Raw genomic sequence first — 26562 nt, 5'->3', positions numbered from 1 at the left:
TTTCAGACCCGATAATATCTCTTCAACCAAACTCCATAGCGAATCCGGCACATCCTTATCCGGGCGTTCCTTTTGCGCCAATACGATATTGCTATTCTGTGAAGACAAATGCACCTCTCTCAGCACTTGCCGATATGCCCGCGACAATTCGGAAAAAGGCACTTTACCCGGATATACGCCGATCGTAATTCCCAGTTTGACATTTTGCGCCACCGCCTCAAACAGTGTTTTTGCCCATTTCTCCGTCACACCAGGATCCGGATCGGGCGAATCTTTCATCTGTTCGACGAGGACGCACCATTCCCCTTCCCGCATTTGCACGACGGCATATTTGATCCTATATTCCTGCAGCGCTTCCTGAATGACATTGCGCACGGCAAAGTTCCACAGTTTGCGTTCTTTTTCCGACCACTCCAACGACTTGAGCGAATACTCCTCAATATCCAACAAAAACATAATGTAAGCCAATTCATCGAATCGAATTTCCACCGTTTCCGTTATATGGCTGTCGGGTACAGCCGAATAATCCATGAGCACGTCAAACAGGATTTTTTCGTAAGCAAGCGTCAGCATCTTACCCCAGTTTTTCTTCGCTTCATTATGATGCTTGCGGTTTTCCCGGAGCGTTCGGGCAATTTGGGCGATATTCGCTTGCAAGCCTTCATAATCAATCGGTTTGAGAACATAATCTTTCACGTTTAAACGGATCGCGGATCGGGCGTATTCAAAATCCTGGTAACCGGTTAGCAGCAATACTTCACATGGCATACCCAATTCCCGCACGTGCTCGATAAACGAAATGCCATCCATAACGGGCATTCGTATATCGCATAAAATAATATCCGGAAAATGCTGTTTCGCCGCTTCCAACGCCTCCTGGCCGTTTTTTGCCAGGGCGCATATTTCGATGTCCATATCATTCCACGGTATCACTTGGCTTAAATTTTTCAAAATGTTGATTTCATCGTCTGCCAAAAGCGCCCGCAGTCTCATTTGCCTCACCCCACTGCGAATTCGGAATGACACATCGGATTGTGGTTCCGTTGCCTGCCTCGCTGCAAATCCATATGCCGTATTCCTTGCCGTAATGAATGCGGATCCGGTCGGCGACGTTATTTACGCCGAGACCTCTTCTTTCCTTATTTTTGTCATCCACAACCTCGTTTTTCTGCTCTCTAAGGTTGTATTGAAATTGGGCCAATATGTCGCTATCCATGCCGATTCCGTTATCGGCTATTTCAAAAATGATTTTGCCGCCGCACGCAAAAGCCGTAATGGAAATTTTTCCGACATAATCGATACCGTCAAAACCGTGCTGGATGCTATTTTCCACCAACGGCTGCAAGGTGAGCTTTAATATTTCGCATTCCAGCAAATCTTCCGGAACGGAAATCGAAAATTCAAACAATTCTTCAAAACGGTACTTTTGAATCTCCAGGTAGCTGCGCAAATGTTCAATCTCTTCACGGATTGCAACGATCTCCTTGTCCGCAAAACTGATCCGCAAAATATTGCCCAATCTTTGCACCATCTGGCTTACCTTCCGGCCTTGATTTTGCACGGCCAGCACATTGATCGACTCCAGCGTATTAAACAGAAAATGCGGTTTGATCTGCGCCTGCAGCAATTGCATTTCCGCACGAATCTTATGCTGCTGCTCCAGCTTGATTTGCTCAAACAAAAAATGAATGCGGCTCATGAGGCGGTTGTATCCTCGCGTTAGCATAAACACTTCATCTTTGCCTTTTTCCTCGACGCGAACCCACATTTCGCCGTCTTCAACGCGCCGCATATGCCTGACGATCATGATAATCGAGCCAATAATCCGGTTTAATATCAACAGATTGAACAATAAAGCCGCAAACAGGCAAAATGCCGCAATGGCTCCCAACCATTTTACAACTCTCGCCACTTCATTCGTCAATGCTCCCCAACTTGTGACAGATACAACCCGCCAGTTTTCCCGGCCGATTCCGATGCTGGAAATAATACTTTCCGTTCCCGCGAATTTATGCCTGACACTTTGATAGCCGCTGCCGAATTTGATCTTTCCGTCGATAAAGGAAGAAATATTTTTGCCGCGCTTTTCATAGGTGCTGTCGAAAAAAATCAACCCATTTTCATTAATCAGATAAAAGCGGGTATTATGCGTTTGTGCCGTGTTCCAAAAAGCGCGGAATATATTGTCGAGCCCCGAGCTTTTCACCTGGACGACCAAAACGCCTTTATTTTGCAGAAAATCAACATCTTTGACCATGCGGATTTGTGTAAATATGGGATCGGCGCCGGTTAACTCGGGGTATTCATACGGACCAACCCATTTGGGCAATCCGTCCCGGGCAAGCGCCGCTTTGTATACGGGGTGCTTTTCCAAGGTGGCAAAATCCAGTACGTGGAATGATTCTTTGGCATAAATCCGGATCAACCCCTGGTTGTTCAGTGTGTACATAAAGGCGTTACTGACCGACGGATGGTTGACCAGAAGTTCGCGGAAATTTTGCTGAATTTGATTGATGCTGAAATAATCGATATGTTGCAAATCTTTGCTTTGGTATGCCGGCATTTTCAAAATATCCTGAATCGCCGAACTGGCAATGGTGCTATCCGTTACCCGGTCCATTTCGCGGAATATGAAATCGGTGCTTTGGCTAAGCGCTTTCAACGTCAGTTCTGCTTGCTGCGAATATTTTTCTTCAATTTTTTCGGTTAAAATCAAATACGCGGCTAAAACAAGCAGCAGCAATGGAATGATGATAAGAGATAAAAAGGCTATCAGCAATTTAAGCCGCAGATTCATCGACTCATCACTCCATGCTGCATTTTATGGTTATCCTTTCACGCTTCCCGCCGTTAAACCTTCTATGATTTTTTCCTGCAAAAATCCGTAGATGATCATGACCGGGAGCACGCTGTAAACAATTCCGGCGCACACCTCTGCATAATTGGTCTGAAATTTATCGCGAAAACCGACCATTCCCGTCGGCAATGTCCGTAAGTTTTCTTTGCTTAAAAAGAAGTTTGCCAGCAGATATTCGTTCCAATTGCCCAAAAAATTGACAATAAATACGGTGACAAGGGCCGGAATGGTTATCGGCAAAATAATTTTAACAAACATTCCCTGTGCGCTCAATCCATCGACAACGGCGGCTTCTTCCAGTTCCGACGGAATCGACTTCATAAACGCCGCGATCAAAAGCACGCTGATTGGCACTGCCCCCGCGGTATAAGGCAAATACAAAGCCCAATGCGTGTTTAAAATTCCGATCTTGGATAACATGATATATTGGGCAATAAACAGCACATTTCCGGGAATCAACATGCCGATCAGAATAAATTGGTACAAAAACCCGCTGATTGACTTATAGCGCATGCGCGTAATGGCAAATGCCATCATTGCGGCAATGATGACTCCGGTAACGGCGGCGAAAAATGCCAGATACAAACTGTTAAAGAAGAAGATGCTGATTTTCCCTTTTATCCATGTATCCACATAGTTGGACCAGCGAAAATGCTGCGGAAACCCCCACGGATCCGCCACAATCGCCTGGTTGCTTTCCTTCAGGGATGAGAACAGCACGAATACGAACGGGTACAACACGACGATGACATAGATCCACAATGTTACATGCGGGATCCCTTTTTTCAGAGCACGTGGCATCAGAACTCATTCCTTTCGATCTTCCTGGCAATCAGAATCTGATAAAGGGCTGTCAGGACCATGGCAAATACAAAAATAACAATGGCAATTGCATTGCCATAACCATACATGCCAAAATTGATCGCCTTCGTAACCATATAGGAAGCCATCACGTCTGTTGCTCCCGCCGGGCCGCCGTTCGTCATCACGAGAATAATATCCACAACGCGCATTGCCCCGGCAATCGAAAGCATGATTACTACGGAAATAACCGGCATAATCAACGGAACTGTAATTTTTGTCGCCTTTTGGAAACCGTTGGCGCCATCTATCGCCGCCGCTTCGCTTAGTTCTTTGGGGATCGCTAAAATAGCCGCGAGTATAAGCACAATATAAAAGCCCATCCATTGCCACGCATTCGTTATCAGGACGGACAAGAGAGCCGTCTTCAAATCCGACAGCCAATAAATTTTCCCAATGCCGAAAAGCCCCAAAAAGTTATTTAACAAGCCCATATCCGGATGGTAAATAAACCCCCACAGAATACCGATTACCGAAGTCGATATGACGGACGGCATAAAAACCGTCGTCTTGTAAAAGCTCTGAAACTTCTTGACACTACTGATCAGAAGCGAAAAAAAAACAATTAGCGGCACCTGAATAAAGACGGAGAAAAGAATAAAGTACAGATTGTTTATGGTCGCCAGCCGAAAATCTTCGTCATGAAACAGCCTGATAAAATTTTGGAAGCCGATATATTTCGGGGCTTGCAGCCCGTCCCAGTCGAAAAAGCTATAGTAACCGGATGTAACAAACGGATAAATAAAAAACATGAAATACAATATAATGGCCGGCAACACAAATAGAATGTACACTAGTGGATTGCGCATCGCCTTGTTCACAGCAGGCCCTCCTTATGCATCGGGCTAAGTGCGGTTGAATTGCGTAATTGCCCGCTTCTCTTGCATCCTGCATACAAGTTGATAGAGGTACCGCCCCCACATGGGCGAGCGATACCTCTATGATGGGACTCATTCACGGATTATGCACTATCCGGGTCATTTTCCGTCAACTACATCCTGAATTTCCTGCAACATTTGTTGAGCGGTCGCTTTGCCGCCAATCAGTTTTTGGATTGCTTTTTCCGTTTCCGAATATACATTCGATGGAACGAACGCATCGTAAACCGGATATGCCTGCTTCGCACTGCTCATGGTAGCCATTATCTCTTTCAGCAACTGATCCGTCACCTTGTCGGCATATGCTTCAGACGGCATCTTCATCGACGGCAGCACACCGTCTTCAAGCAAGCCGCGCACTTGCATTTCCTGGTTATACAAATTCTTGATGAATGATTTAACTGCTTTCAGTTCGTTGTCGTTCAGGTCAGCTTTGAAGCCATAACCGTTACTGAAGTTACCGTTAACAGACGCTTGCTCACCGACACCATTCGGTGCGGGAGGAAGTGCGAAGAAACCAATCTTGCCAACCATATCGCCGGCTTGAGCCGGATCCTTAAATACGGAGGATGCCCAGCTGCCGTCAAACATCAGAGCGGCTTTCCCGGTGATTAGCTGCGAACGGATGTCGTTGTATTCCAGACCCAGTTCGCCCTTCGTAAAGTATCCTTTCTTTTCCCATTCTTCAAACTTGGAAGCTGCCGCCAACATGGTCGGATCTGTCCATTTCAGCGAGCCGTCGACCAATCCTTGTATAAAGTCTGGGCCGGCAAATCTGGCGTACAGGGAGTTCATTGTCATAATCGGCACCCAAGCCGCCTTGGAGGCCGCGGCCATCGGCGTAACGTTGTTTTCCTTCAACGTTGCCAATATGTTTTCCAGTTCGTCCCAAGTCGTCGGAACTTTCAAGCCATATTTTTCAAACAACGGTTTGTTATAAAAGAATCCTTCCGTGCTGCCGCCGATCGGCAATCCGTAAATTTTGCCGTCTACCGTAAATTGCGAGAGGTCGAGGAATTGATCTTTAATCCCGAGTTCTTCAAGAATCGGCGTTAATTCAAGCAATCTTCCGGCTTTAGCGTATTTCTTGGCGTCAGCTTCGCCGCCGAACAAGTCAAAAATTTGCGGCGGGTTGCCGGCAGCCATTTCCGCGGGGAGTTTCGTGAATCGGTTAACCTGGTCTTCCACGCCGTCCAGTTCGATCTTCAAGCCCGCAACTTCGGCTTCGGTTTTGGCAACAACATCTTTCAGCATCGCCAAACGGAATTTCTGGGGTTCACCGATTTGAATATGGCGAAGCGTAATCGTAAACGGTTCGACTTTTTCCGCCGATGGCGACGGCGCTTCGCTTTCGGAAGGCACAGGCGGGCTTTCATCGCCGGTAGTTGCCGACTTGTCTCCGCAACCTGCGAGCACTACAGAAACCAATGTGGCAAGAGCAAGCAGAAGTACCAAACTTCTTTTCATTTTGACCCTCCTAAAAACATCATTTTTTTCTTGCAATTTCATTATAGTGGGCTCATTTGGAAGCCAACAGGTTCATATTCCGATAAAACAGGGATAAAATTCTCTACTTTTTCCATTTGGCTATATAAAAAATAGCCCCTTTCCCATAAAACAAAGGGGCTTTCGGACTGTGAATCTGTTGCCCTGATTTTTTTCCCGGGCTTTTTGGATTTCCGCAAGCATCTGTTGCGCGTTTAGATTGCCATCAATCAGCTTTTGCAAAGAGCGCCTATAACGGCAAATATGCCGATATAATGCTTGCTTGCTGACGGAGCGAGTTTCCGGCGGAAGCGGACGCGCGCGCTTCAGCCAAACACTTTTTTCCCCTTTACATAAGTTGCCAGGACATGCAGGCCGTCATCCAATATGACGAGATCGGCGTCCTTGCCCTGCTCGATGGAGCCTTTGCGGCGGTCAAGGCCGATTTGCCGCGCCGGGTTGATCGTCAAGGAAGGCAAAACTTCGGCCAGGGACTTATTCGTGTACGACCTGGCATTTTGCAGCGCCTTATCCAATGTCAGGCTGCTTCCGGCCAAATTCCCCGCCGAGCCGTCGGCGTTTTTCAAACGCACCTGGCCGTCTTTTAAAATAACCGGCAAATCGGCCAAACGGTATTCTCCGTCCGGCTGGCCTGCGGCTTGCACACAATCGGTTATCAGCACGATTTTGTCCGCGGGCTTCACCCGGTACACATAGGATACAAGGTCTTTATGAACATGAATGCCGTCGCAAATCAGTTCGACCGCCAACTCATCAAACATCAGCGCCGCTCCCGCCGTCCCCGGTTCACGGTGATGAATGCCGCGCATCCCGTTGAACAAATGCGTGACATGCGTCGCTCCTGCGGCAATTGCCTCCCTCACCGTTGCCAAATTCGCGTCCGAATGGCCGATGGACACGGTAATGCCCGCTTTGGCGGCATAGCGGACAACCTCCATATTTCCTTCCTGTTCCGGAGCAATCGTGATCAAGCGCACGTTTCCTTTTGCCAGACGCATGTATCCGTCAAGCTCCGCAATGGTTCCGCCGCGGATATACTTTGGATCCTGCGCCCCGCACCGCTCGGCGTTCAGGAACGGTCCCTCCAGGTGGATACCCGCCGGTTCGGCGCCGGGAGTTCCCGCTTCCATCGCTTTTACTGTTGCCGCCACCGCTTTTTCGATCTTTTCCCGGGAATCCGTAAGCGTGGTGGCCAGGAAGGAAGTCGTGCCTTTTGCCGCGTGGAAAATGCTCATGCCGGCAATATCGCCGGGATCTCCGCTCATCACGTCAAACCCGCCGCCGCCATGCACATGGACATCAATGAATCCCGGAACCAAACGGTTGCCGCCGACATCAACGGAATCGCCTGTTTTTAAACCCGCCGGTATATCCGCAGCCGCGCGGAAAACCCGGGCGATTTTTCCGTCTTGCACGAAAACGGCGCCGCCGTCCAATACTTTGCCGCCCGGAACATAAACGTTGGCGTTATAAAACAACATCTTGCCCATCGCGATCATTTCCTTTCGCAATATGAAGTTCGATTCCCAAATCTTGCAAACTTGCGGCAAAACCGCCGTCAACCTGCGCATCCGTAATGCACGCATCAATATTTGCAAGCGGCACGATCGTAAACAGCGAGGCGCGGTTAGCCTTGGAATGGTCAAACACGGAATAAGTCTTTAAGGAACGGCCGATCATCAAGCGGGCGATTTGCGCTTCCTGCTCGGAGTAGGTGGTCAACCCCTGTTCTTTCGATATGCCGTCAAGGCCGACGAACATTTTGCTTATATGCAGTTGCCCGACAATCGTTTCGGCCAGCGGACCGCACAATTCATAGCTTTTGCCGCGCATGACTCCGCCTGTTACAACCACCTGTATACCGTCGTTTTCCGCCAGCGAATAAGCGACGTTCACCGAGTTTGTGACCACGGTTATGCCCTGCATCGCTTGCAACGCCCTGGCAATCAGAAAAGTTGTCGTGCCGCCGGTCAATCCGACGACATCGCCTGTTTGCACGAATGTTGCCGCCAGATCGGCGATCGCTGCTTTTTCCGCCCACAGGCGTTTCTTGCGTTCGTTGAACGAAGGTTCGCGAGACAGGGAAAAGCCTTCGAACAAAGCTCCGCCGATTGTGCGGATCACGCCTCCGGAGCGCGCAAGCTCGTCCAAATCCCTGCGCGCCGTCGCTTCCGATACGGAAAAACGGTCCATGATTTCTTGCACGGAAACTTTTCCGCCGCTTTTTAACAGCGCCAGAATTTGGTCGCGGCGCTTCTCCCCTTTGGAGAGTCCTTGTGCGGCCATGGCGGTCACCTCTTTCAATGTCACTATTATACTATTATCCGCAACATTTTCCTAGATAAATGATGTTTTAAATCATTATTTTGACGTTTTCGATCATTTGTTTTATCATAATAATCACAGAATAAAAAGGGAGCGCGCAAAAATGAATATTATGAAATTTCATTCCGAAGCAGATTTGAACCAGGCGGGCGCAGGCATGTTCGCCAGTTTGCTGCAGGCAAAACCCGCCGCCGTTCTTGGCCTGGCGACCGGAAGCACGCCGCTCGGCATCTATGCGGAACTGGTCAAACTTTACCGCAAAGGCATGATTTCATTTGACAAGGCGACAACATTCAATCTGGACGAATACATCGGACTATCCGCAAACCATCCGCAAAGCTACCGGTCGTATATGAACGAACATTTATTCAGGCATATCAATCTGCCAAAAGACCGGATGCATATCCCGGACGGCAACGCCGCAAACCCCGAGGCGGAGTGCGCCCGCTACGAAAAACTGCTGCAGGCTGCCGGACAGATCGATCTGCAGCTTTTGGGATTGGGCCATAACGGCCATATCGGATTCAACGAGCCGAGCGACACGCTAGCGAGTGAAACGCATATCGTGAAATTGGCGGAAAATACGCGCGCGGCAAACGCCCGTTTCTTTTCTTCGCCCGCTGAAGTTCCTACCCATGCCATTACGATGGGCGTAGGCTCCATTTTACGGGCAAAAACGATTATGCTAATCGCCCGCGGCCAGGATAAAGCCGAAATCGTCCGTCGCGCACTGACCGGACCCGTCACTACCCAATGCCCGGCCTCACTCTTGCAAACCCACGCCAACGTCGTCGTTTTGCTGGATAAAGCGGCGGGGCAATACATCTGATTACAAAAAAGATTCACAAAATCCCATCTATCATCTATTATTAGTAATATCTTGACATTACTTTTAACAGGAAGGTGGGAGAATGACGATCCGAAAAAAAGTCCTGCTCCTCTTGTTGCTCTGTTTGCTGTCCATTCCCTTAACAGCGTCCGCAGCGGAAAACATCGTGCAAAACGCCGGATTTGAGACGGACACAAACGGCGTACCGGCGATGTGGGCGCAGGACAATTATTTGCAAGACCCCGCGGCGACAAATTTCGCATTAATCAACGCGGCGGGCCACACCGGCAACCATTATGTCAAAATTGAAAACCTTCAGGCAAACGACTCCAAATTTGTGCAGACCATTCAAACCAAACCGAACACCGTATACCGCCTGTCCTGCTGGGCAAAAGGCGAAAACATCGGCACGCAAGCGATCGGCGCCAATATTTCCGTCCTCGGCGTCGTGGCCAATTCCAACGACATTAAAGGAACGCAAACCGAATGGCAATATCTTGAATTGATCGGCAAAACCGGAAAAGACCAGAAAACCTTGCAGATCGCGGTCCGCCTTGGCGGTTACGGCAATTTGAACACGGGCGTCGCGTATTTTGACGATGTGACTGTGGAGGAACTTGCGGAAGTTCCGCCGGGAAAAAGCGCCGTGCCGTTTTACGAGACAACCGCCGGCGGCGGTTCCGCCCGTCATCCGGCCTTTACATGGCTGATGGTGTTATACGGCATCGTCTTTGCGCTGTTTTTTCTCTATCTGATCAGATTGCTCAAAACCGCCAAACCGGCGATTCGGCGCAACACGGCATTGTTTCTGCTGTTTGGCGCGGCATTTGTCGCCCGCATTCTGGCGGCTCCCAGCATGCAAGGGCATCCGATCGATTTCGCGGACTTTGCCGCCTGGGCTTCCCGCGCTTTTTCGACGGGCCTTGCAAACTTCTACGAAGAAGGCGTGTTTACGGACTATCCGCCCGGCTACATGTACGTGTTGTATATTGTTGGCTTTTTGCAGCATGCTTTCGCGCTAAAATATGCGTCGGCGGCGCATATTATCCTCGTCAAACTGCCGGCCATACTTGGCGATATGCTCATGGCCGCGATCATTTACCGCATTGGCAAACGCGTAGCCGGCGAGACCGCCGCGCTCGCGCTGGCGGCATTGGCGGCATTCAATCCGGGCGTTTTCCTGAATTCCACGCTGTGGGGGCAAATGGACTCCGTTTTCGCATTATTTGTCGTCTGGATGGCGTACGAGCTTACCCGCGGCAGAACCGCGGTTGCCGCAGTCGCATTTGCCGCCGCGCTTCTAATGAAACCGCAGGCTTTGATGTTTGCGCCGCTCATCCTGTTTGCCTTAATCCGCGCCAAAAATCCGCCGGGCTGGGCAAAAGCGGCGGCATCCGGCATCGCGGCTTTCATCCTCGGGGCGCTGCCGTTTGTTGTCAACAAACCGCTGCCGTTTTTGTACGAACATTATCGCGCCATGCTGTTGTCATATCCGTTGACCACGCTCAACGCGCCTAATCTTTACGCGCTCATCTCCGACAACGGCGCGGCGGATTCGCTCAAGTTTCTGGGCGTCCCGTACAGCATATGGGGACTAATCTTCACGCTTGCCATCGTGATTTTCGTTTTCTATTTGTTTTGGAAAAACAATCCGCCGGGCACTTATTATTTTCTCGGATTCATCATTGCCGCGCTTGTGTTCATGCTGAAAACCGGAATGCATGAGCGCTACAACTATATGGTTATTCCGTTTGCCGCGCTCAGTTTTCTGTATTTGCGGGACAAGCGCATCCTGTACTTGCTGGGCGGTTTTTCGCTCACGCATTTTATCAACGTAACAGCCGTTTTGCGCGCCAGCCTTGACCGGACCTATTTTCTGCCGCCGCACAATTTCTCGCTGATTGCGGTTTCGCTGGCCAATCTTGCCCTGACCGGCTGGGCGGTAAAAGCCGCCTGGGACATCTACGTGAAAAAACGGATCAGGCAATTCGCGTTCGCGGACGATAAAAAAGCCGCCGCCGCGAAAGACGCCAATACGGCGCGACGGCGCCATTTCGCCCCGCCAGAAAACATGCCGGACAGCATAACGGCCGCCATGGAGCCGGTTGGACCAGAGGAGAGCGCCAAAGACGATGCGGCGCGGCTGAAACGGATCGATTGGCTGCTGCTTGCCGCGCTGACCATCCTGTATGGCGCGATCGCCCTGTATCATCTAGGCTCGCTGAAAGACCCGCAAACGTACTGGCATCCGCTAAATGTCGGCGAAAGCTTTACCGTCGATCTCGGGCAAACGCGGCAGATCGGCAAATTGCAATGGTTCGGCGGCGTCGGCGAAGCGGGATACAGCGTGGACCAATCTGTTGACGGAAAAACATGGAGCAAAGCGGGCGAAATCAATCAGACCTACCAAAACGTGTTTGCCTGGGTCGTAACGCCGCTGCAAGCTAAGGCCCGCTATTTGCGCTTTAGCGTGACGAAAACGGGCGGCTACTTGCATGAAATCGGCATTTTTGCCGATAAAGCCACGAAGCCGTTGCCGATCAAAGCGGTGAACCCCGGCGAAACCGACGTAACCGGCGGAAGCGGCGGAAACGGCGAAAGCCCGCTCGCGCTGTTCGACGAGCAGGACACGATTCCGCGGCAAGCCACTTACATGAACAGTTCCTATTTTGACGAAATCTATCACGCCCGCACCGCCTGGGAGCATTTGCACCGCGTCCAGCCTTACGAAACGACGCACCCGCCGCTCGGAAAAATATTCATCGCGATCGGCATCGCGCTGTTCGGCCTGAACGGATTCGGCTGGCGGATCATCGGCACGCTGTTCGGCGTCGCGATGGTCCCGATCATGTATGTTTTCGGCAAACGCCTGTTCAAGCGAACCGATTATGCCTTTCTTACTTCATTATTGTTCACGTTCGACTTTATGCATTTCGCCCAGACGCGCATCGCGACAATTGACGTTTACGGCGTATTCTTCATCATTTGCATGTACCTGTTTATGTACCGCTATATTTCCATGAGCTTTTACCGCGACGGGCTGGGAAAAACCTTGATTCCGCTTGCGCTTTCGGGGCTGAGCTTCGGACTGGGCGCAGCCAGCAAATGGATCGGCATCTATGCCGGCGCAGGCTTGGCGGTGCTGTTGTTCGCCTCCCTCTACCAGCGCTACCGGGAATACGCGCTAGCCGGAACGCTTATGCAAACCGGCAAATTTTCCGAGCAAAAAACGGCGCATTTAACGCGAATCGTCAAAACGTTCCCGAAAAACACCATCAAAACGCTGTTATGGTGCTTGCTGACATTCGTATTGGCGCCTTTGGCCATCTACACCGCCTCCTATATCCCGTTTATGATGGTGCCGGGGCCTAACCATGGCATAAGCGATGTGGTGAAAGCGCAAAAAGACATGTACGAATACCATAAAAATTTGCACGCGACGCATCCGTTCAGTTCGCCATGGTACGAATGGCCGACCATTGTGAAGCCGATCTGGTATTACGACGGCAAAGGGCTGCCTCCCGATAAGGCTTCCAGCATCGTCTCGATGGGCAACCCCGCCGTTTGGTGGACGGGATCGGCCGCCTTTCTGCTGATGTTGATGGTCGGCTTGCGCAAGCGGGATAAACTTGCGTTTTTCATCGCGATCGGTTTGGCCTCCCAATACTTGCCCTGGGTTGGCGTTCCGCGATTAACGTTTATTTACCACTTTTTCGCGTCGGTTCCGTTTCTTGTCCTGAGCATTGTGTATATGATCAAAGAATACCGGGAACGCGCCGTCAATCAACGCTTGGCGGGAATGGTCACGTGGAGCTATGCCGCTTTGACGGTGCTCTTGTTTGCCATGTTTTATCCGATTTTATCGGGCATGGTTGTGGAAAAATCCTATATTGACACATTTTTGCGCTGGTTCCCGCAATGGTATTTCCATTCTTGAGCCTAAATGGGGTGAAAAAAATGGCTGCAACCCGATTTTCCATAGTGGTGCCGGTTTATAACGAAGAAGAATGCATCCGCGAAACGTATCGGCGCCTTACCGAGGTCATGGCGCAAACGGGAGAAGAGTATGAAATTGTATTTGTGAACGACGGCAGCCGCGACCGGTCTGCCGACATCATCCGCGATCTTTGCGCAACCGACAGCAGGCTTCGATTGTTGGAATTTTCGCGAAATTTCGGGCATTCCGCGGCGGTTACCGCCGGTTTGCAATTTGCGTCCGGACAAGCGGTCGTCATTATCGACGCCGATTTGCAAGATCCCCCGGAAATGATTTTGCCAATGATTAAAAAGTGGCGGGAAGGTTACGACGTAGTATACGGCAAGCGCATCAAACGCAAAGGCGAGACGTTGTTTAAAAAAGCGACCGCGGCGCTTTTTTACCGCGTGTTAAAGTCGATGACCAGCGTCGACATACCGGTGGATACCGGAGACTTCCGCCTGATGGATCGGAAAGTGGTCGACGAACTGAATCATTTGCAGGAGCAAAGCCGCTTTATTCGCGGACTCGTCAGTTGGGTCGGGTTCAAGCAGATTGCGGTCGAATATGAACGCGACAAGCGCTTCGCGGGCGAAACGAAATATCCGTTTAAAAAAATGCTGAAATTCGCGCTTGACGGCATTACTTCCTTTTCCTACAAACCGCTCAAATTGGCCGCCTATCTCGGATTTTTGCTGTCTGCCGCAAGCTTTCTCTATCTGCTCATCGTCGTCTATGAAAAACTGTTCACGGCATACGCGCAGCCCGGCTGGGCATCCATCGTGGCCGTCAATCTGCTGTTCAACGGCATTACGCTGATCCTGCTAGGCGTCATGGGCGAATATATCGGCCGCATTTACGAAGAAACAAAACGCCGGCCGCTTTTTGTGATCAAACAGAAAACGGGTTTCACGGACGGAGACCGGGATTATGCGGATCGCCGGTAGTGTTTCGCTAAAACGGTTTATCAAATTCAATGTCGTCGGGATTTTGAACACGCTGGTCGATTTCGCGCTGTTTTTTCTGTTAAACAAGTTAGGCGTAACTCCGGGCGTCGCGCAAGCCTGTTCCTACACGGGGGGGCTTGTCAACAGCTTTTTGCTGAATAAATCATGGACGTTCAAGCACAACGAACAAATTTCCGCGAAACAAATCCTTTTGTTCGTCGGCGTAAATGTGACTTCTCTCGGCTTGTCGCTGATCGTTTTGCATCTGTTCATTTCTCTCCTGGGATGGCCGGTTTCGATAAGTAAAATTCTCGTTACCGGGTTTACCATGGTGATCAACTACGCCGGTTACAAAAAACTCGTATTTTCCAAACGTTGACGGGGCAAATCTTCCCCCGGCCGGTGCGGCGGCAGGCATGGAAAATGCCGCTATTCCGAGAATTGCGCCATCGCTTGTTCGATGTATGCCAAATCCACGTTTTGGCGGACGCAATTGGCCAACTGATCCAGACGGGACTGCCGCAAAGCGGTGAAGGCGACGCAGTTTGCCGCGGGCAATCCTTTGTTCGCGCGCAGGTCATTGAGGATGCGGCAGCGCAGCGAGTCGTTATGAAAAAAATCATGCATATACGTTCCGATTACATTTGATGTACTGCTGCGGATGCCCGGGTCGCCTCCGGTATCCCGCAAAAGATCTTCCGCTTGGGACAGCCGCTTGGTTTTTCCCATATGGATTTCGTAGCCCGCCACGGCATGCGCTTCACCGCGCCAAATCGCGGTCGCCTTGATTCTGGCGACTGTTTTTTCTTTTGCCAGTTCGGTTTCCACAGGCAGCAATCCGATGCCTTGCTCTTCCGCGCAGGGACTCTCAACGCCGTAAGGATCGCGAATCAGCCGCCCCAGCATCTGGTAGCCGCCGCAAATGCCGACGATCAGCGTGCTACTGTTTTGCGCAAGAGCAACAATGGCCGCGGCCAGGCGCTTTGTTTTCACATATTGCAAATCTTCGATCGTGTTTTTCGTTCCCGGCAATATCACCATATCCGGAACGCCCAGTTCGGCGGCCTCCCGCACCAGCCGGACGCGGCAATCCGGCTCGGCCAAAAACGGCTCGGCGTCGGTAAAGTTCGCCATGCGCGGATAGGCGATAACAGCAACGTCCAGCGGCTTTGCCGCGGATTGGACGTCCGTTTGTTCCCGCGCCATCCGCCACGATGCCAGCGCAAGCGAATCTTCGGCGTCAAACAGCGGGCTGTTCAGATAAGGAATGACGCCCAATACCGGCTTGCCCGTATAGTTGGCAAACCAGTCAAGCCCCGGCTTGAGCAAGGAAAAATCGCCGCGAAATTTATTGATGATGACGCCGATCACCCGCTTTCGGTCCTCCGGCGCCAAAAGCTGCAGCGTGCCGACAAGCGAAGCGAACACGCCGCCTTTATCGATATCGCCGATTAAGATGACCGGAGCGTTGGCCATGCGCGCAATTCGCATATTGGCGAGCTCGCGGTCCTGCAAATTGATTTCCGCCGGGCTTCCCGCCCCCTCGATGACGATCCGCTCATATGATGCGGCAAGCCGCCCGTACGACTCCCGGATCGCCGCGAACGCTTCGTGGAAAAAATCCCGGCGGTAGCCGCCCGCGCTCCGGTTGCCCCGGGAAGTTCCCTGCACGATAACCTGCGCCTCGTGATCGCGGGCCGGCTTCAGCAAAATCGGATTCATATCCGCGCTTGCCGGAATTCCCGCCGCTTCCGCCTGCAGCCCCTGCGCTCTGCCGATTTCTTTGCCGTCCCATGTAACATAACTGTTCAGCGCCATGTTTTGTGCTTTAAACGGCGCCGTTTTGTATCCCTGCTGCGCAAAAATGCGGCAGAACGCGGCAGCGAGCACGCTTTTCCCCACATCGGAGGCGGTGCCTTGCAACATGATCGGTTGCGCTTTTGCCAATCAAAACAACTCCTTCGCACAAGCGCGCAAACTTTCCAGCAATAAAACCGTTCCCGAGCAAACGGCGATAAACAGAACGGAGACGGTTTTCATCAGGCGGACAGTCCGCGCAATATCGTCCGGCGCGAGTTCCCGCTCGCAATCCCCCAGATAAGCGCGAAACGACGGCACCCCCTGATATACATTCGTTCCGCCCAGCCTTACGCCCAGCGCCCCGGCAACACCGGCTTCCGGAAACCCGCTGTTCGGGCTTGGATGCTTGCGGGCGTCCCGGCGGATGATCCGCCACGCGCCGCGCGCCCGCATCTTCAGCAATTTCGCCGCGGCGACTACAAATAACGCGGAAATTCTGGCCGGGATAAAGTTGGCGATATCGTCCAAACGGGCCGACGCCCAACCGAAATGACGGTATTTCGCGTTTTTATAGCCGACCATGGAATCAAGCGTATTCGCCGCCCGGTACGCCAAAGCCAACGGCGCGCCGCCAATCGCCGCGAATACAAGCGGCGCAACGATGGCGTCAACGATATTTTCCGCGATCGTTTCGACCGCCCCGCGGCATATTTCCGGCGTATCCAAATGCTCCGTGTCCCTGCCGACGATCATGGCGAGCGATTCGCGCGCCTTTTTGACATCCCCTGCCCGCAGCAACCGGCAAACCTGCATGCCGGCATCCGCCAGGCCTTTGGTCGCGATCGTCGTCGAGATGAGCCACGCGTTTGCGGCAAATGCGGCGGCCGGATGCAGAAGGCCCGCGGCATACAGAACCAACTTCGCGGTAAAAAAGCTCCCGCCGACCAAACCAACCGGCAGCAACACGCCCGCGATTTTCAGGCTGTGCGGCGAACGCGCGACTTCGCGCAGCAGGCGTTCCAGCTTTGCCGCGCACCAACCCATTACGACGACCGGATGCAACACGCCGCGCGGATCGCCGATGATCCGATCCAACACATACGCCAGCACAAGAGCGGCCGCTCCGCTCATGGCGTCTTTTTCTCCTTATACGCCGAAACCGCTTCATACACCGCTTCGTAGACAACCTTTCCGACGGCATTGCCCAAAAGCGAAGCCGGCCCCGCATATAAATGCGTTTGCGCGAATGCGGACCGTTGGCTGCACGCGACCGCTATCGCGTCGGTTGACGTGCCGGTCGCCGTACGTCCGTGCCCGTCCGTTACGTTCAGATCCTGCAGCGCCGCGCATTTGGCTTCGGTCGCGGTCACGACCGCGTTGATAAGCGCCGGTTCGGCAACCCTGGCGTCGATCATCAACAGGCAGTTGATCGTCCCCGGCTGCGTTTCGGCAAACGCCGGCAAGCGGTTGTCCGTCCGGACCGCATTGCTGGTTCCCGCTGTCACGCAGCAGAACAACCGAAATTGCTCCGCAATGATTTCGCGTACCGATGCCAGGCGCAAATCGGCAGCCGTCAGCATCGCGACAGACACGGCGGTGTCCAACCCGCGCCGCTTAAGGAATGATTCCGCATCCGCAGCGGGTTGGTCGCAACGATAGTGAAGCGGCACCCGCCAGTTGGTAAAAATGCGCCGCTCTCCCGCGCCGCCGCCAAAAATTGCGCTGCTGATCGTGTACAGGGGAAACTCCGAACAGATTGCGATATAGTCCCGATAGCAGGCAACAGATAGCCAATCCCACGGCTTAAAGCACACATCCGTTGCCGCCAAAAAAGGCTGCGCCATATGGATTAACCCCTTTCTTCATCATTCGCATCATCCAAGCCATCTCCATGATAAAAGCAGCGCGGCCAACGCAACCGTCTCCGTCCATTCCACCAGCGCCCCGTAGCCGTCGCCGTTCAAACCGCCCAATTTCCCGGACACCCGCCGGGCAAACCAATATCCGGCAAGCGCCGACGAAACAAACGAGACAACGCCCGCGGCGCGGTGCGCGGCAAATCCGGCAACCGCCGCAAACAGCAAGCCAACCGCCGCATCTTTTGCTTTCACGCTCGTTTGCAAGCTTGCCGCAAGTCCGTCCGCGGAAATGCAAGGAAACAGCAGCATGGCCGCAGGCAGCGCGGAACGGGCAAAAACGGCCGGCAAAACAAGCGCTATCGGCCTGTTAGCCGACAAAATATCATAAACGAACGCGGCTTTTACCATTAGCAAAAGAACGGCGGCGATTACCCCCATCGCGCCCGTTCGGCTGTCTTTTAAAATTTCCCGCATTTTTTCGCGCGGCCTGCCGCTGCCCAACGCGTCGGCCAGATCAATCCAGCCGTCCAGGTGCAACCCGCCCGTCAAAAGTACCCAGAAAGCAACCGTCAGCACGCTCGCGGTAATCGGGGTGAAAAGCCCCAAAAATAACGCGGCGGCGCCCCATACCAACAAACCGATGACAAGCCCCACCACGGCATAAACGCCGGGAGTGCGTCCCCAATTTCCGCCCGCGGCCAGGCGCGCGGGCACCGGAATCCGCGTCAGAAAGGCAAGCGCCTGAAAGAACGTCCTCATCCTTTTAGCCTCCAGGGAATACCGGAAATGACGGCATAGACTTCATCCGCTGCGGCGGCGGCAAGCTTGTTCGCTTCGCCCAGACAATCCTGAAACGCCCTGCCCAGCGGATACAACGCCACGCCGCCCAGGCCGACTTCATTGGAAACAATGGCGATTTGCGCGCTTGCCGCTTTGCCGGCCGCGAGCCATTTTGCCCATTCATCGAGCACTGCGGATCGCGCCCGCTTAAGGCCGGCCGCGCCGGATTGCTCCGCTTGAATCAGCCGGTTGGAAACCCAACCGGAGAGGCATTCCAGCAAAACAAACGAATGCCCGCTTAAGGCCGCCATATCCGGAAGGGCGTACGGGCATTCACAAGTCTGCCAGCTCGCCGGCCTTCTTAGCCGATGTTCGGCAATTCGCCGCGCCATCTCTTCATCCGCTGCGATTGACGTGGCTATGTACAAAACGGATGCGTCGGGTGCCGCCGGCTGTTTTTCCCGGCTTGCGCCCGTTCTCACCCGGCTTTCTTGCCGCGCGGATATCCATTGTTCGGCAAACTCGCTTTTCCCCGACCGGACCCCGCCTGTTATGAAGACAACGCTCATTTGGCCACCTCGTTTGTACACAAATCGATTGCGCGTAATAGTCGCTCATTGTCCGCGCGCGTTTTCACCGCGATCCGCATATCGCGTTCGGTAAGCCCGGGGTACATGGCGCAATTGCGGATCAGCACGCCTTTTTCCCCGAGTTTTCGCTGCATGGTTTCCGCCGTTAATCCAGCCGGCAAGCGGACAAGCAAAAAATTTGCCGCCGACGGGAATACGCTAAAGGCAAACCCCAAGGCAAGCCGTTCCGTCAAAAAACTGCGTTCCGTTTCGATTAACGCCAACGTCTTGCGCTCGTATTCCGCAACTTCCAAACAGGCCAATCCGGCGCGCAGCGAGAGCGCATTGACGCTCCATGTGACCTGCTTCGCCCGCATTGCCGCGATCAGGGACGGAGCGGCGACGGCAAACCCAAGCCTGAGCCCGGGAATCGCGTAAAATTTTGTCATGGAGCGAATCAGCACCACGCGGGGATATTGATCGAGCATGGACAGCAGCGTAAACCTTTTTTCCGGCGGGATAAAATCAATGAATGCTTCGTCCACGATAACGATTGTTCCAAATTCTTCGCTCCATTGCGCCAGTTTCACCAGCAACCGCGTCGGCAGCGGCGTTCCCGTCGGATTGTTCGGATGGCCGACAAAGACGAGATCGTTGGCCTTCATCCACCGCTCGCAATGCAGTTCATCAGGCAAAAAACCGGCTTCCTCGGCAACGTGCAGCATCTGCACTTTGGCGCCATAACGTTCCGAAAACCGGGCATATTCCAAAAAACTGGGCGCCAGCACGCCGACTTTGCGCGGAGCGAACGCGAGCAGCGCAAGCGCCATGCATTCGGCCGCGCCGTTGCCAATCAACAGTTGCTCCGGCGAAACCCCGAGCCGCCCGGCCAAACCCGACCGCAATTGACGGTGCGCCGGATCCGGGTATGCGGATATTTCCCGCAAGCCGCTTTGCAGCGCGGCAATTACAGATTGCGGCGGACCGAGCGGATTGATGTTTGCGCTGAAATCGCAAAACGCCTCTACCGGCATGGCAAAAATCTCTTGCGCGGTCAACAAGTCGCCGCCGTGGCCGTATCGCTCCATTTGTCCCATGTACGCTTCCTCCATATGCCTGCGCATCAGCTATTTTCGCATCTTTCCGCAACTGAAGCTTCAGCGAATGTCGCCATGTGTTGCATCATATGGCATGCGGCGTCGATAAGCGGAAACATCAGCACGGCGCCCGTTCCTTCGCCAAGCCGCATATCCATATGCAGCCCGGGCTTAAGGCCCATCATGTTCAAGGCCAGCCGGTGTCCGGGCTCTTCCGACAAATGCGACGCCAGCAAATAGTTTGCCGCAAGCGGGCAAAGCCGGGTGGCACAAAGCGCCGCGACGGTCGAGATAAACCCGTCGATAACGACGGGTACGCGCTGCGCCGCACAGCCCAGCACGAATCCGGCGATCGCGGCGATTTCCAGCCCGCCGACTTTTTCCAGCACCTCGAGCGGGTTGTCGGCATCCGGCCGATGCAACGCGAGCGCCCGCTCAATTACCGCGACTTTATGCCGCACACGCGACTCGGCAATGCCGGTGCCCTTCCCCACAACGTCTTCCGCGGAGCATCCCGCCAATGCGGCGAGAACCGCCGAACTGGCCGTCGTATTGCCGATGCCCATTTCTCCCGTTGCCAGCAACCGGGCGCCCGCGGCAATTTGCTCCGTTGCGACTTCTATGCCGGCTTCCAGCGCCTGTATCGTCTGCGCCTTCGACATTGCCTGCTCCAGCGCCATATTGCCCGTGCCATAGGCGATTTTGCGGCTTACAAGCCCTTTCGCCCGGGAGAGATCGGCGGCCACGCCGACATCTACGCAAACGACGGCAGCTTTCGCCGTTGCCGCAAAACAATTGACCGCCGCTTTGCCGGTTAAAAAATTTTGCACCATTTGCGCGGTCACTTCCTGCGGAAATGCGGACACGCCCTCTTTTGCCACGCCATGATCCGCGGCAAATATAATCACCCGCTTATCGGCAAATTCCGGGCAAACATGGCCGGTGATGCCGGCAAGCCGCTCCACCATTCGCTCCAATTTACCCAAACTGCCTTGCGGTTTCGTTAAACTGTCAAGCCGCTTGCGGGCAAGCCGCATCGTTTCCGCATCAAGCTTGCTCACACTGGCGATCGTTCGGGATAGCAAGTTATCGTGCATCAGGCATACCTCCTAATCTTTGCATCATGATGTCAATTTCCCGGGAAATATTGCACAGCCCGCAAGCTCCCAACGCCGTTGATGCGGCGCATAAGCGCCGCCGCGTGTTGGCACGTGGTTGCATTGTTACGCCTCCATGCTGCTTATGCAACACATAAGCGCCGCCGCGTGCTAACATGTAGCCGCATCGTTAGCTCCCCATGCCGCTGGCGCGGCATCATCGGTTGATGACAACAGAGAACGATATGAGATTATTTGCAGGATAATAAAATCTGCGGGACGCCGGTTACCGGATGCTGCACGACTTTTGTTTGCGTGCCGTACACTTGGTTGATCACATCTTCACGCATGACCTGATCCGCCGAGCCCAGCATGATCTGTTTGCCGCCCGATATTACAAGCAACCGGTCGCAATAGATGGCCGCCAGGTTCAAATCGTGAATCACCATCAGCACCGTAAGCCCGCTTTCGCGCCGCCACGATTGAACGGCGTCCAAAATGCGTTTTTGCAAACCAATATCCAGATAAGTAGTCGGCTCGTCCAGCAGCAAAATGCCCGGCTGTTGCGCCATCGCCCGCGCAATCGCCACGCGCTGCCGCTCCCCGCCGCTTAACTCGTTCAAGTACGAATGTTTAAATGGCATCAGTTCCAAACGTTCTAATATTTGCTCTGCAATAGCGATATCCCGCCGCGACTCCATATTCCAAAACCCCAAATGGGGAAATCTCCCCATCATGACCGCGTCATAAACGGTCAGCGGGTGGGGGGGCAGCGCTTCTTGCGCCAGCATCGCCACTTTTTTCGCCAGTTCTTTTTGTTTAAATGCGCAAACCTGCTTTCCATCCAGATAAATTTCGCCGGAGACAGGCCGCAATCTTCCGGAAATCAGTTTCAAAAGCGTTGTTTTCCCTGATCCGTTGGGACCGATAATGCCGAAACATTCCCCTTGTTGCACATGAAATGAAGCATGCCGCAAAACCGTCTGTTTTCCGATGCCGTACGATACGTTTTCCACCCGAATCATGCCGATCCCCCATTCAACTCAGGAAAAAAATTGGCGACGAACTTGCCGCAACAAATAACCGAAAAACGGCGCGCCCAAAAGCGCGGTAAAAATGCCGATGGGTAGTTCGCGCGGCTCCAGCAGCGTTCGCGCCAGCGTATCCGCCAGCACCAGAAAACCGGCGCCCAGCACGACCGAAATCGGCAGCACGACGCGGTGGTCAGCGCCGAACACCAGGCGGACAAGATGCGGAATAATCAACCCCACAAAGCCGATGGTGCCCGACACGGAAACGGCGGCGGCAGTCAGGAGCGAGGCGGTGACCAGGACAACAACGCGCGTGCGGTTGACCGACACGCCGAGATGGTAGGCGGATTCTTCGCCTAGCGCAAGAACATTCAGCTTCTGTGTATACATCCAGATGATAAACACGCAGATCACAATGTAGGGCAGCACAATCTCCACATAACCCCAATCGGCCGCTGTCAGGCTGCCCATCATCCACAGCATGATCATCTGCATTTTCCAATCGGACACAGATAAAATGAAGGACAAAAGCGCGGCGATAAAAGCTTGCACGACGACGCCCGCCAAAATCAGCGTCTCCACCCGGATGCCGCGCCCCGACTGTGCTAGCGCCAGCACCACAAGCAACGTGATAATGCCGGTCGCAAACGCGGCCAGCGGAAGTGTCCACTGTCCAAGCACGCTCGTCTGTAAACCAAACAAAATCACAAATGCCGCACCGAGCGAAGAACCCGACGAAACGCCCAAAATATACGGATCGGCCAACGGGTTGCGCAATATTCCCTGAAACGCCGTGCCGGCGGCGGACAACGCGGCTCCGCACAACATGCCGAGCAGAACGCGCGGGATGCGAATCTCCCAAATAATCGTCTCCACGGCTTGACCGGGAGACAGCGCGGCAACATGACGCAATACCGGAATCCGGCTTACAATCGTGTCCCACACAAGGGCGAATGACAATTGTGCGCTTCCTATGAATATGCTGACTAGATCAATCAACAGCACCAACAAGCTAATAATCGGCAACCATACCGCCAACTTTTTTCCCCAATGGCTTGCCGTTTGCTTCATGTTCATCCGCTCCCGTCCGACTGCGGCACACTCGATTTGCGCCGAATGCTACTTGGTGAATTTTTCGGGGTACAATTTTTCGGCGATGATTTTCAACGCTTCGGTGAGCCGCGGCCCCGGGCGCGTGGACATATCCGAGTCGACAATAAACACCTGTTTGTTTTGAATTGCTTTTACGTTGCTCCAGGTTTTCCGATTATAGACTTGCTCCACGGCATCCTTGATAAATCCGCCGTAAGTGATAAATATGGCGTCCGGATTCGCTTGAATGATTTTTTCCTCGTTTACTTGCGCCCATCCCGACACATCCGCCGCTATATTGATTCCTCCGGCCAACCCGACCAATTCGTTAAGAAACGTATTTTTTCCCGCCGTATAAAGCGTCGGATCGACTTCAATCCACACTTTTTTCCGCTTATCGTTCGGGATGTCCTTTACGGCATTTACAATTTCGTCGCGTTGTTTCTCCATCTTGCCAATCACCGCTTCCGCCGCCGCGGTAGTGCCGGTTAATTTGGCGATTGCCCGGATGGTATCAAATGTTTGCGCCAGATTGTCGGCGTCCAGCACGACAACTTTTAAACCGAGCTTGCGCAAATGATCAATCGATTTTCCATTGGAGGTGTTGGCCAAAATCAGATCGGGGCGCAGCGAGACGACCTTTTCGGTATTCACATCCAGCCCGCCGATTTTTTCAATGTTTTTTACTTCTTCCGGATAGTTGTCCCAATCGGACACGCCGACTATTTTTTCACCAAGCCCCAGCGAAAAAGCGATTTCCGTCGCGCTCGGCAAAATCGAAACAATCCGCTGCGGTGCGCTCTCCATTTTGATTTCCGTACCTGTTGAATCGGTGACGGTTACCGGAAAAGCCGGCGCAGGCGCGGCAGTTTCCGGCAAGGCGGTTGACGCGGCGGGCGCAGGCGACGCTTCGGACGCGGGATTATTTGCGGCGTCTTTCGCTCCGCAACCCGCGGCGGCAAAGGCTAAGGAAAATATAAGCAGGACGGCGACCAGCATTTTGCGAACTTGCCATAAACGTTCCATGTAAATCTCTCCAATTCCGATCAAAATGAAATGACGCCCCGATTTCCCCAAGAGAAATCAAGGCGTCAACCAATGCGCAACGATTAGCTTGACCTCGCCTCTCCTTTGACCCGAAGGAAACCGGCTTGAACACATGCAGGCAGGTCTCCTGGCTCACGGATCAGCGCTGTTTTTCGCCTTCCCATCCGAATCGGACAGTGGCATTTGTGAAAAACAACTAACCGTTTACAGTGGCGGGACCGCGTCGGACTTGCACCGACTTCCCTATTAACTTTGCCGCTTGCACGGCAAAGACCCGAATGTGAATCTTGTAATATTTTCGATTAACTTTACCATGGACAGTCAATCAGCCAGCTGGCTATTAATACCTTATACCAGGCATATCGGCTTGTCAAGAACAAATCCCGCCCGGCTTAAGCCGAACGGGATTATTTTATCCTTATTTTCTCTAAGCTTTTTCACACTCTGCCGCCATCCGATTCGTGAGCGCGCCCAGTTTCTCGATCTCGACGGTAACGACATCGCCGGGCTGCAGATAAACTTGTTCCATCGGCGGGTATCCCAGCACCACGCCTTCAGGTGTTCCGGTGAAAATGACATCTCCAGGGAAAAGGGTCATATGCTGCGAGATGTAGCTTACAATCTCGGCAACGGAGAAGATCATATCCGCAGTGTTCGACTGCTGGCGAATCTCGCCGTTTACGGCGCAGCGAATCGCCAATTGGTTCGGATCGCCGACTTCATCGGAGGTGACAAGATAAGGCCCCACTGGCGAGAAGCCATCGCAGCATTTGCCAAGCAGCCATTGGCTTGTTCGCAATTGCAAATCGCGCGCGGACAAATCGTTGGCGCAGCAATACCCGAATACGCAATCCAAAGCGTTTTTTGCATCCAAATATTTCGCCCGCTTGCCTATCACCACTCCGAGTTCCGCTTCATAATCAACTTTGGCCGATACTTTGGGCAGCGAAACCGGCTTTAAATGCGCATGAAGCGTATTATTAAACTTGTTAAACAAGATCGGGTATTGCGGCGTCGGCTGCCCCGTTTCCAGCGCGTGCTTCCGGTAGTTCAGACCGATGCAGATGATTTTGCCCGGCCGGGTGACGCACGACGCCCATTCCAATCCGTTCTCGTCAAGCAGCAACCGGGCGCTTTCCGGATGCGACAATGCCCGTTCCGCCAAATCGGCCAAACGCGCGAGCCGTTCTTCTCCGCCTTCAATCACATCATGAATATCGATCCCTTTATATGAAGAAAGCATAAGCAGATCTGCCGCCATGGCCACGTCCAGTATCCCCTGATTTGTTTTGATTCCCAGTTTGATATTCCCATTTTCTATAAATTGCAATAATTTCATGGGCTCCACTCCCTCCTTTAGACTCTTTGAAAACACCGGCGCAAAGCGGGCTGAACAATCTCCGGACGTAAAGAAAAGCAATTTACGCTTGCACGCGAAGAACGATCTTTGCCATTTTCCCGGATTGCCGTATCAGATTTTCAAAACATTGCGCGCCATCCGAAAGCATAGCGGTCTCAGTCCAGTTCATCAAGCTGGCACGCTTGCCAATGATCCACATGAGGGCCGTCGCAAAGTCTTCCCGTGCATAGGCGAACGAACCAAGCAGCGCCAGCTCATTGCGGATAGCGGTATTGACGGCCAGGGCGCTGTCCGCTTCATGAAGTCCGGAAAAAACGACTTTGCCGCCAAATCGTACCGCCTTAATACATTGGTTTCGCGTCGCGGTTCTGCCAACAGCGTCGACAGCTGCGTCGAAGAATGCTTGCGGCCCCGTCCCCGCGCCGGCCGGCAAAAACGAAGCCGCCAACCGCTCCACGCTCTGCGCCGTCACAGCGCCAATCTTACGCGCGATAGCCAGCCTGTCCGCGTTCAGATCAACGACGGCGATCTCCCTCACCCCAAGGATAAGCGCCGCTTGCAGTGTGAACAAGCCGATTGGGCCGGCGCCGACAATCAGCAGACGGTTATGCCGCTGCAAGTCAAGCATCCGGCAAATACGAACGGCGCAAG

The 26562-nt window shown here is 53.2% G+C and carries 23 protein-coding genes and 1 riboswitch; of the genes, 4 read left to right on the top strand and 19 right to left on the bottom strand.

Annotated elements, in window-relative coordinates; genetic code table 11:
• The 7 genes from VF260_00510 to VF260_00480 form a co-directional block, all read right to left on the bottom strand.
• Positions 1 to 993, bottom strand: a 993-nt coding sequence (locus VF260_00510) for a response regulator (GenBank protein HEX7055665.1), incomplete at its 3' end; no start/stop codon positions are given.
• A complete protein-coding gene (locus tag VF260_00505; protein HEX7055664.1) occupies positions 962 to 2797 on the bottom strand; it encodes a sensor histidine kinase in 1836 nt (611 codons plus the stop codon). The genes VF260_00505 and VF260_00510, both read right to left, overlap by 32 nt.
• 30 nt (positions 2798 to 2827) lie before the next feature.
• Positions 2828 to 3658, bottom strand: coding sequence for a carbohydrate ABC transporter permease (locus VF260_00500; protein HEX7055663.1), 831 nt, complete (start codon positions 3656 to 3658; stop codon positions 2828 to 2830).
• On the bottom strand, positions 3658 to 4539 hold the full coding sequence (locus tag VF260_00495; protein ID HEX7055662.1) for a sugar ABC transporter permease: 882 nt from the start codon (positions 4537 to 4539) through the stop codon (positions 3658 to 3660). The genes VF260_00500 and VF260_00495 overlap by 1 nt, the downstream gene beginning before the upstream one ends.
• A 156-nt stretch (positions 4540 to 4695) precedes the next feature.
• Positions 4696 to 6063 carry an extracellular solute-binding protein gene (locus VF260_00490; GenBank protein ID HEX7055661.1) on the bottom strand — a complete coding sequence of 456 codons (1368 nt, stop codon included), beginning with the start codon at positions 6061 to 6063 and terminating at the stop codon, positions 4696 to 4698.
• 344 nt (positions 6064 to 6407) lie between these two features.
• Complete coding sequence (gene nagA / locus VF260_00485) at positions 6408 to 7592, bottom strand: N-acetylglucosamine-6-phosphate deacetylase (GenBank protein HEX7055660.1); 1185 nt, start codon at positions 7590 to 7592, stop codon at positions 6408 to 6410.
• Positions 7570 to 8388, bottom strand: coding sequence for a DeoR/GlpR family DNA-binding transcription regulator (locus tag VF260_00480; GenBank protein HEX7055659.1), 819 nt, complete (start codon positions 8386 to 8388; stop codon positions 7570 to 7572). The genes nagA and VF260_00480 overlap by 23 nt, the downstream gene beginning before the upstream one ends.
• A 142-nt stretch (positions 8389 to 8530) precedes the next feature.
• Between VF260_00480 and nagB the strand changes: the two genes are divergently transcribed.
• The 4 genes from nagB to VF260_00460 all read left to right on the top strand — a co-directional run bounded on the left by nagB (position 8531) and on the right by VF260_00460 (position 14558).
• Positions 8531 to 9256: a glucosamine-6-phosphate deaminase gene (gene nagB, locus VF260_00475; protein HEX7055658.1), complete on the top strand. Its 726-nt coding sequence runs from the start codon at positions 8531 to 8533 to the stop codon at positions 9254 to 9256.
• A gap of 82 nt (positions 9257 to 9338) precedes the next feature.
• Positions 9339 to 13193 carry a glycosyltransferase family 39 protein gene (locus VF260_00470; protein HEX7055657.1) on the top strand — a complete coding sequence of 1285 codons (3855 nt, stop codon included), beginning with the start codon at positions 9339 to 9341 and terminating at the stop codon, positions 13191 to 13193.
• A gap of 20 nt (positions 13194 to 13213) precedes the next feature.
• A complete protein-coding gene (locus VF260_00465) occupies positions 13214 to 14179 on the top strand; it encodes a glycosyltransferase family 2 protein (GenBank protein ID HEX7055656.1) in 966 nt (321 codons plus the stop codon).
• A complete protein-coding gene (locus VF260_00460; protein ID HEX7055655.1) occupies positions 14163 to 14558 on the top strand; it encodes a GtrA family protein in 396 nt (131 codons plus the stop codon). Before VF260_00465 ends, VF260_00460 begins: the two co-directional genes overlap by 17 nt.
• 50 nt (positions 14559 to 14608) lie before the next feature.
• On the opposite strand, the gene VF260_00455 is transcribed toward VF260_00460, so the two are convergent.
• The 12 genes from VF260_00455 to VF260_00400 all read right to left on the bottom strand — a co-directional run.
• A complete protein-coding gene (locus tag VF260_00455) occupies positions 14609 to 16126 on the bottom strand; it encodes a cobyric acid synthase (protein HEX7055654.1) in 1518 nt (505 codons plus the stop codon).
• Positions 16127 to 17110, bottom strand: a complete 984-nt coding sequence (gene cbiB / locus VF260_00450) for an adenosylcobinamide-phosphate synthase CbiB (GenBank protein ID HEX7055653.1) — start codon at positions 17108 to 17110, stop codon at positions 16127 to 16129.
• A complete protein-coding gene (locus VF260_00445) occupies positions 17107 to 17823 on the bottom strand; it encodes an adenosylcobinamide amidohydrolase (GenBank protein ID HEX7055652.1) in 717 nt (238 codons plus the stop codon). The genes cbiB and VF260_00445 overlap by 4 nt, the downstream gene beginning before the upstream one ends.
• Positions 17824 to 17853: 30 nt before the next feature.
• Positions 17854 to 18597, bottom strand: a complete 744-nt coding sequence (gene cobS / locus VF260_00440) for an adenosylcobinamide-GDP ribazoletransferase (GenBank protein HEX7055651.1) — start codon at positions 18595 to 18597, stop codon at positions 17854 to 17856.
• Positions 18594 to 19187, bottom strand: a complete 594-nt coding sequence (locus VF260_00435) for a bifunctional adenosylcobinamide kinase/adenosylcobinamide-phosphate guanylyltransferase (protein HEX7055650.1) — start codon at positions 19185 to 19187, stop codon at positions 18594 to 18596. Before VF260_00435 ends, cobS begins: the two co-directional genes overlap by 4 nt.
• A complete protein-coding gene (gene cobD, locus VF260_00430) occupies positions 19184 to 20284 on the bottom strand; it encodes a threonine-phosphate decarboxylase CobD (GenBank protein ID HEX7055649.1) in 1101 nt (366 codons plus the stop codon). The genes VF260_00435 and cobD overlap by 4 nt, the downstream gene beginning before the upstream one ends.
• 26 nt (positions 20285 to 20310) lie before the next feature.
• Positions 20311 to 21381: a nicotinate-nucleotide--dimethylbenzimidazole phosphoribosyltransferase gene (cobT, locus tag VF260_00425; GenBank protein ID HEX7055648.1), complete on the bottom strand. Its 1071-nt coding sequence runs from the start codon at positions 21379 to 21381 to the stop codon at positions 20311 to 20313.
• A 251-nt stretch (positions 21382 to 21632) separates the two neighbouring features.
• Entirely contained in the window at positions 21633 to 22406 is a 774-nt protein-coding gene (locus VF260_00420) for an ABC transporter ATP-binding protein (protein HEX7055647.1), read from the bottom strand.
• Positions 22407 to 22424: 18 nt separating this feature from the next.
• Positions 22425 to 23483, bottom strand: coding sequence for an iron ABC transporter permease (locus VF260_00415; GenBank protein HEX7055646.1), 1059 nt, complete (start codon positions 23481 to 23483; stop codon positions 22425 to 22427).
• Positions 23484 to 23531: 48 nt separating this feature from the next.
• Positions 23532 to 24530 carry an ABC transporter substrate-binding protein gene (locus VF260_00410; protein ID HEX7055645.1) on the bottom strand — a complete coding sequence of 333 codons (999 nt, stop codon included), beginning with the start codon at positions 24528 to 24530 and terminating at the stop codon, positions 23532 to 23534.
• Between the two features lie 120 nt (positions 24531 to 24650).
• Positions 24651 to 24844, bottom strand: a riboswitch (cobalamin riboswitch).
• Between the two features lie 134 nt (positions 24845 to 24978).
• On the bottom strand, positions 24979 to 25890 hold the full coding sequence (locus VF260_00405) for a fumarylacetoacetate hydrolase family protein (GenBank protein ID HEX7055644.1): 912 nt from the start codon (positions 25888 to 25890) through the stop codon (positions 24979 to 24981).
• A gap of 82 nt (positions 25891 to 25972) precedes the next feature.
• Positions 25973 to 26562, bottom strand: a 590-nt coding sequence (locus tag VF260_00400) for a zinc-binding dehydrogenase (protein HEX7055643.1), incomplete at its 5' end; no start/stop codon positions are given.

The organism is Bacilli bacterium (genome assembly GCA_036381315.1).
Classification (GTDB): Bacteria; Bacillota; Bacilli; order Paenibacillales; family KCTC-25726; genus DASVDB01.
The sequence above is the reverse complement of the archived record's forward strand: the minus strand, read 5'-3'. Positions and strand labels throughout refer to the sequence as shown.

Coding starts and splice junctions, on each gene's coding strand:
- VF260_00505 (HEX7055664.1), bottom strand. CDS start 2,797: ATGAATCTGCGGCTTAAATTGCTGATAGCCTTTTTATCTCTTATCATC.
- VF260_00500 (HEX7055663.1), bottom strand. CDS start 3,658: ATGCCACGTGCTCTGAAAAAAGGGATCCCGCATGTAACATTGTGGATC.
- VF260_00490 (HEX7055661.1), bottom strand. CDS start 6,063: ATGAAAAGAAGTTTGGTACTTCTGCTTGCTCTTGCCACATTGGTTTCT.
- nagA (HEX7055660.1), bottom strand. CDS start 7,592: ATGGGCAAGATGTTGTTTTATAACGCCAACGTTTATGTTCCGGGCGGC.
- VF260_00480 (HEX7055659.1), bottom strand. CDS start 8,388: ATGGCCGCACAAGGACTCTCCAAAGGGGAGAAGCGCCGCGACCAAATT.
- nagB (HEX7055658.1), top strand. CDS start 8,531: ATGAATATTATGAAATTTCATTCCGAAGCAGATTTGAACCAGGCGGGC.
- VF260_00470 (HEX7055657.1), top strand. CDS start 9,339: ATGACGATCCGAAAAAAAGTCCTGCTCCTCTTGTTGCTCTGTTTGCTG.
- VF260_00465 (HEX7055656.1), top strand. CDS start 13,214: ATGGCTGCAACCCGATTTTCCATAGTGGTGCCGGTTTATAACGAAGAA.
- VF260_00460 (HEX7055655.1), top strand. CDS start 14,163: ATGCGGATCGCCGGTAGTGTTTCGCTAAAACGGTTTATCAAATTCAAT.
- cbiB (HEX7055653.1), bottom strand. CDS start 17,110: ATGAGCGGAGCGGCCGCTCTTGTGCTGGCGTATGTGTTGGATCGGATC.
- VF260_00445 (HEX7055652.1), bottom strand. CDS start 17,823: ATGGCGCAGCCTTTTTTGGCGGCAACGGATGTGTGCTTTAAGCCGTGG.
- cobS (HEX7055651.1), bottom strand. CDS start 18,597: ATGAGGACGTTCTTTCAGGCGCTTGCCTTTCTGACGCGGATTCCGGTG.
- VF260_00435 (HEX7055650.1), bottom strand. CDS start 19,187: ATGAGCGTTGTCTTCATAACAGGCGGGGTCCGGTCGGGGAAAAGCGAG.
- cobD (HEX7055649.1), bottom strand. CDS start 20,284: ATGGGACAAATGGAGCGATACGGCCACGGCGGCGACTTGTTGACCGCG.
- cobT (HEX7055648.1), bottom strand. CDS start 21,381: ATGCACGATAACTTGCTATCCCGAACGATCGCCAGTGTGAGCAAGCTT.
- VF260_00420 (HEX7055647.1), bottom strand. CDS start 22,406: ATGATTCGGGTGGAAAACGTATCGTACGGCATCGGAAAACAGACGGTT.
- VF260_00415 (HEX7055646.1), bottom strand. CDS start 23,483: ATGAAGCAAACGGCAAGCCATTGGGGAAAAAAGTTGGCGGTATGGTTG.
- VF260_00410 (HEX7055645.1), bottom strand. CDS start 24,530: ATGGAACGTTTATGGCAAGTTCGCAAAATGCTGGTCGCCGTCCTGCTT.
- VF260_00405 (HEX7055644.1), bottom strand. CDS start 25,890: ATGAAATTATTGCAATTTATAGAAAATGGGAATATCAAACTGGGAATC.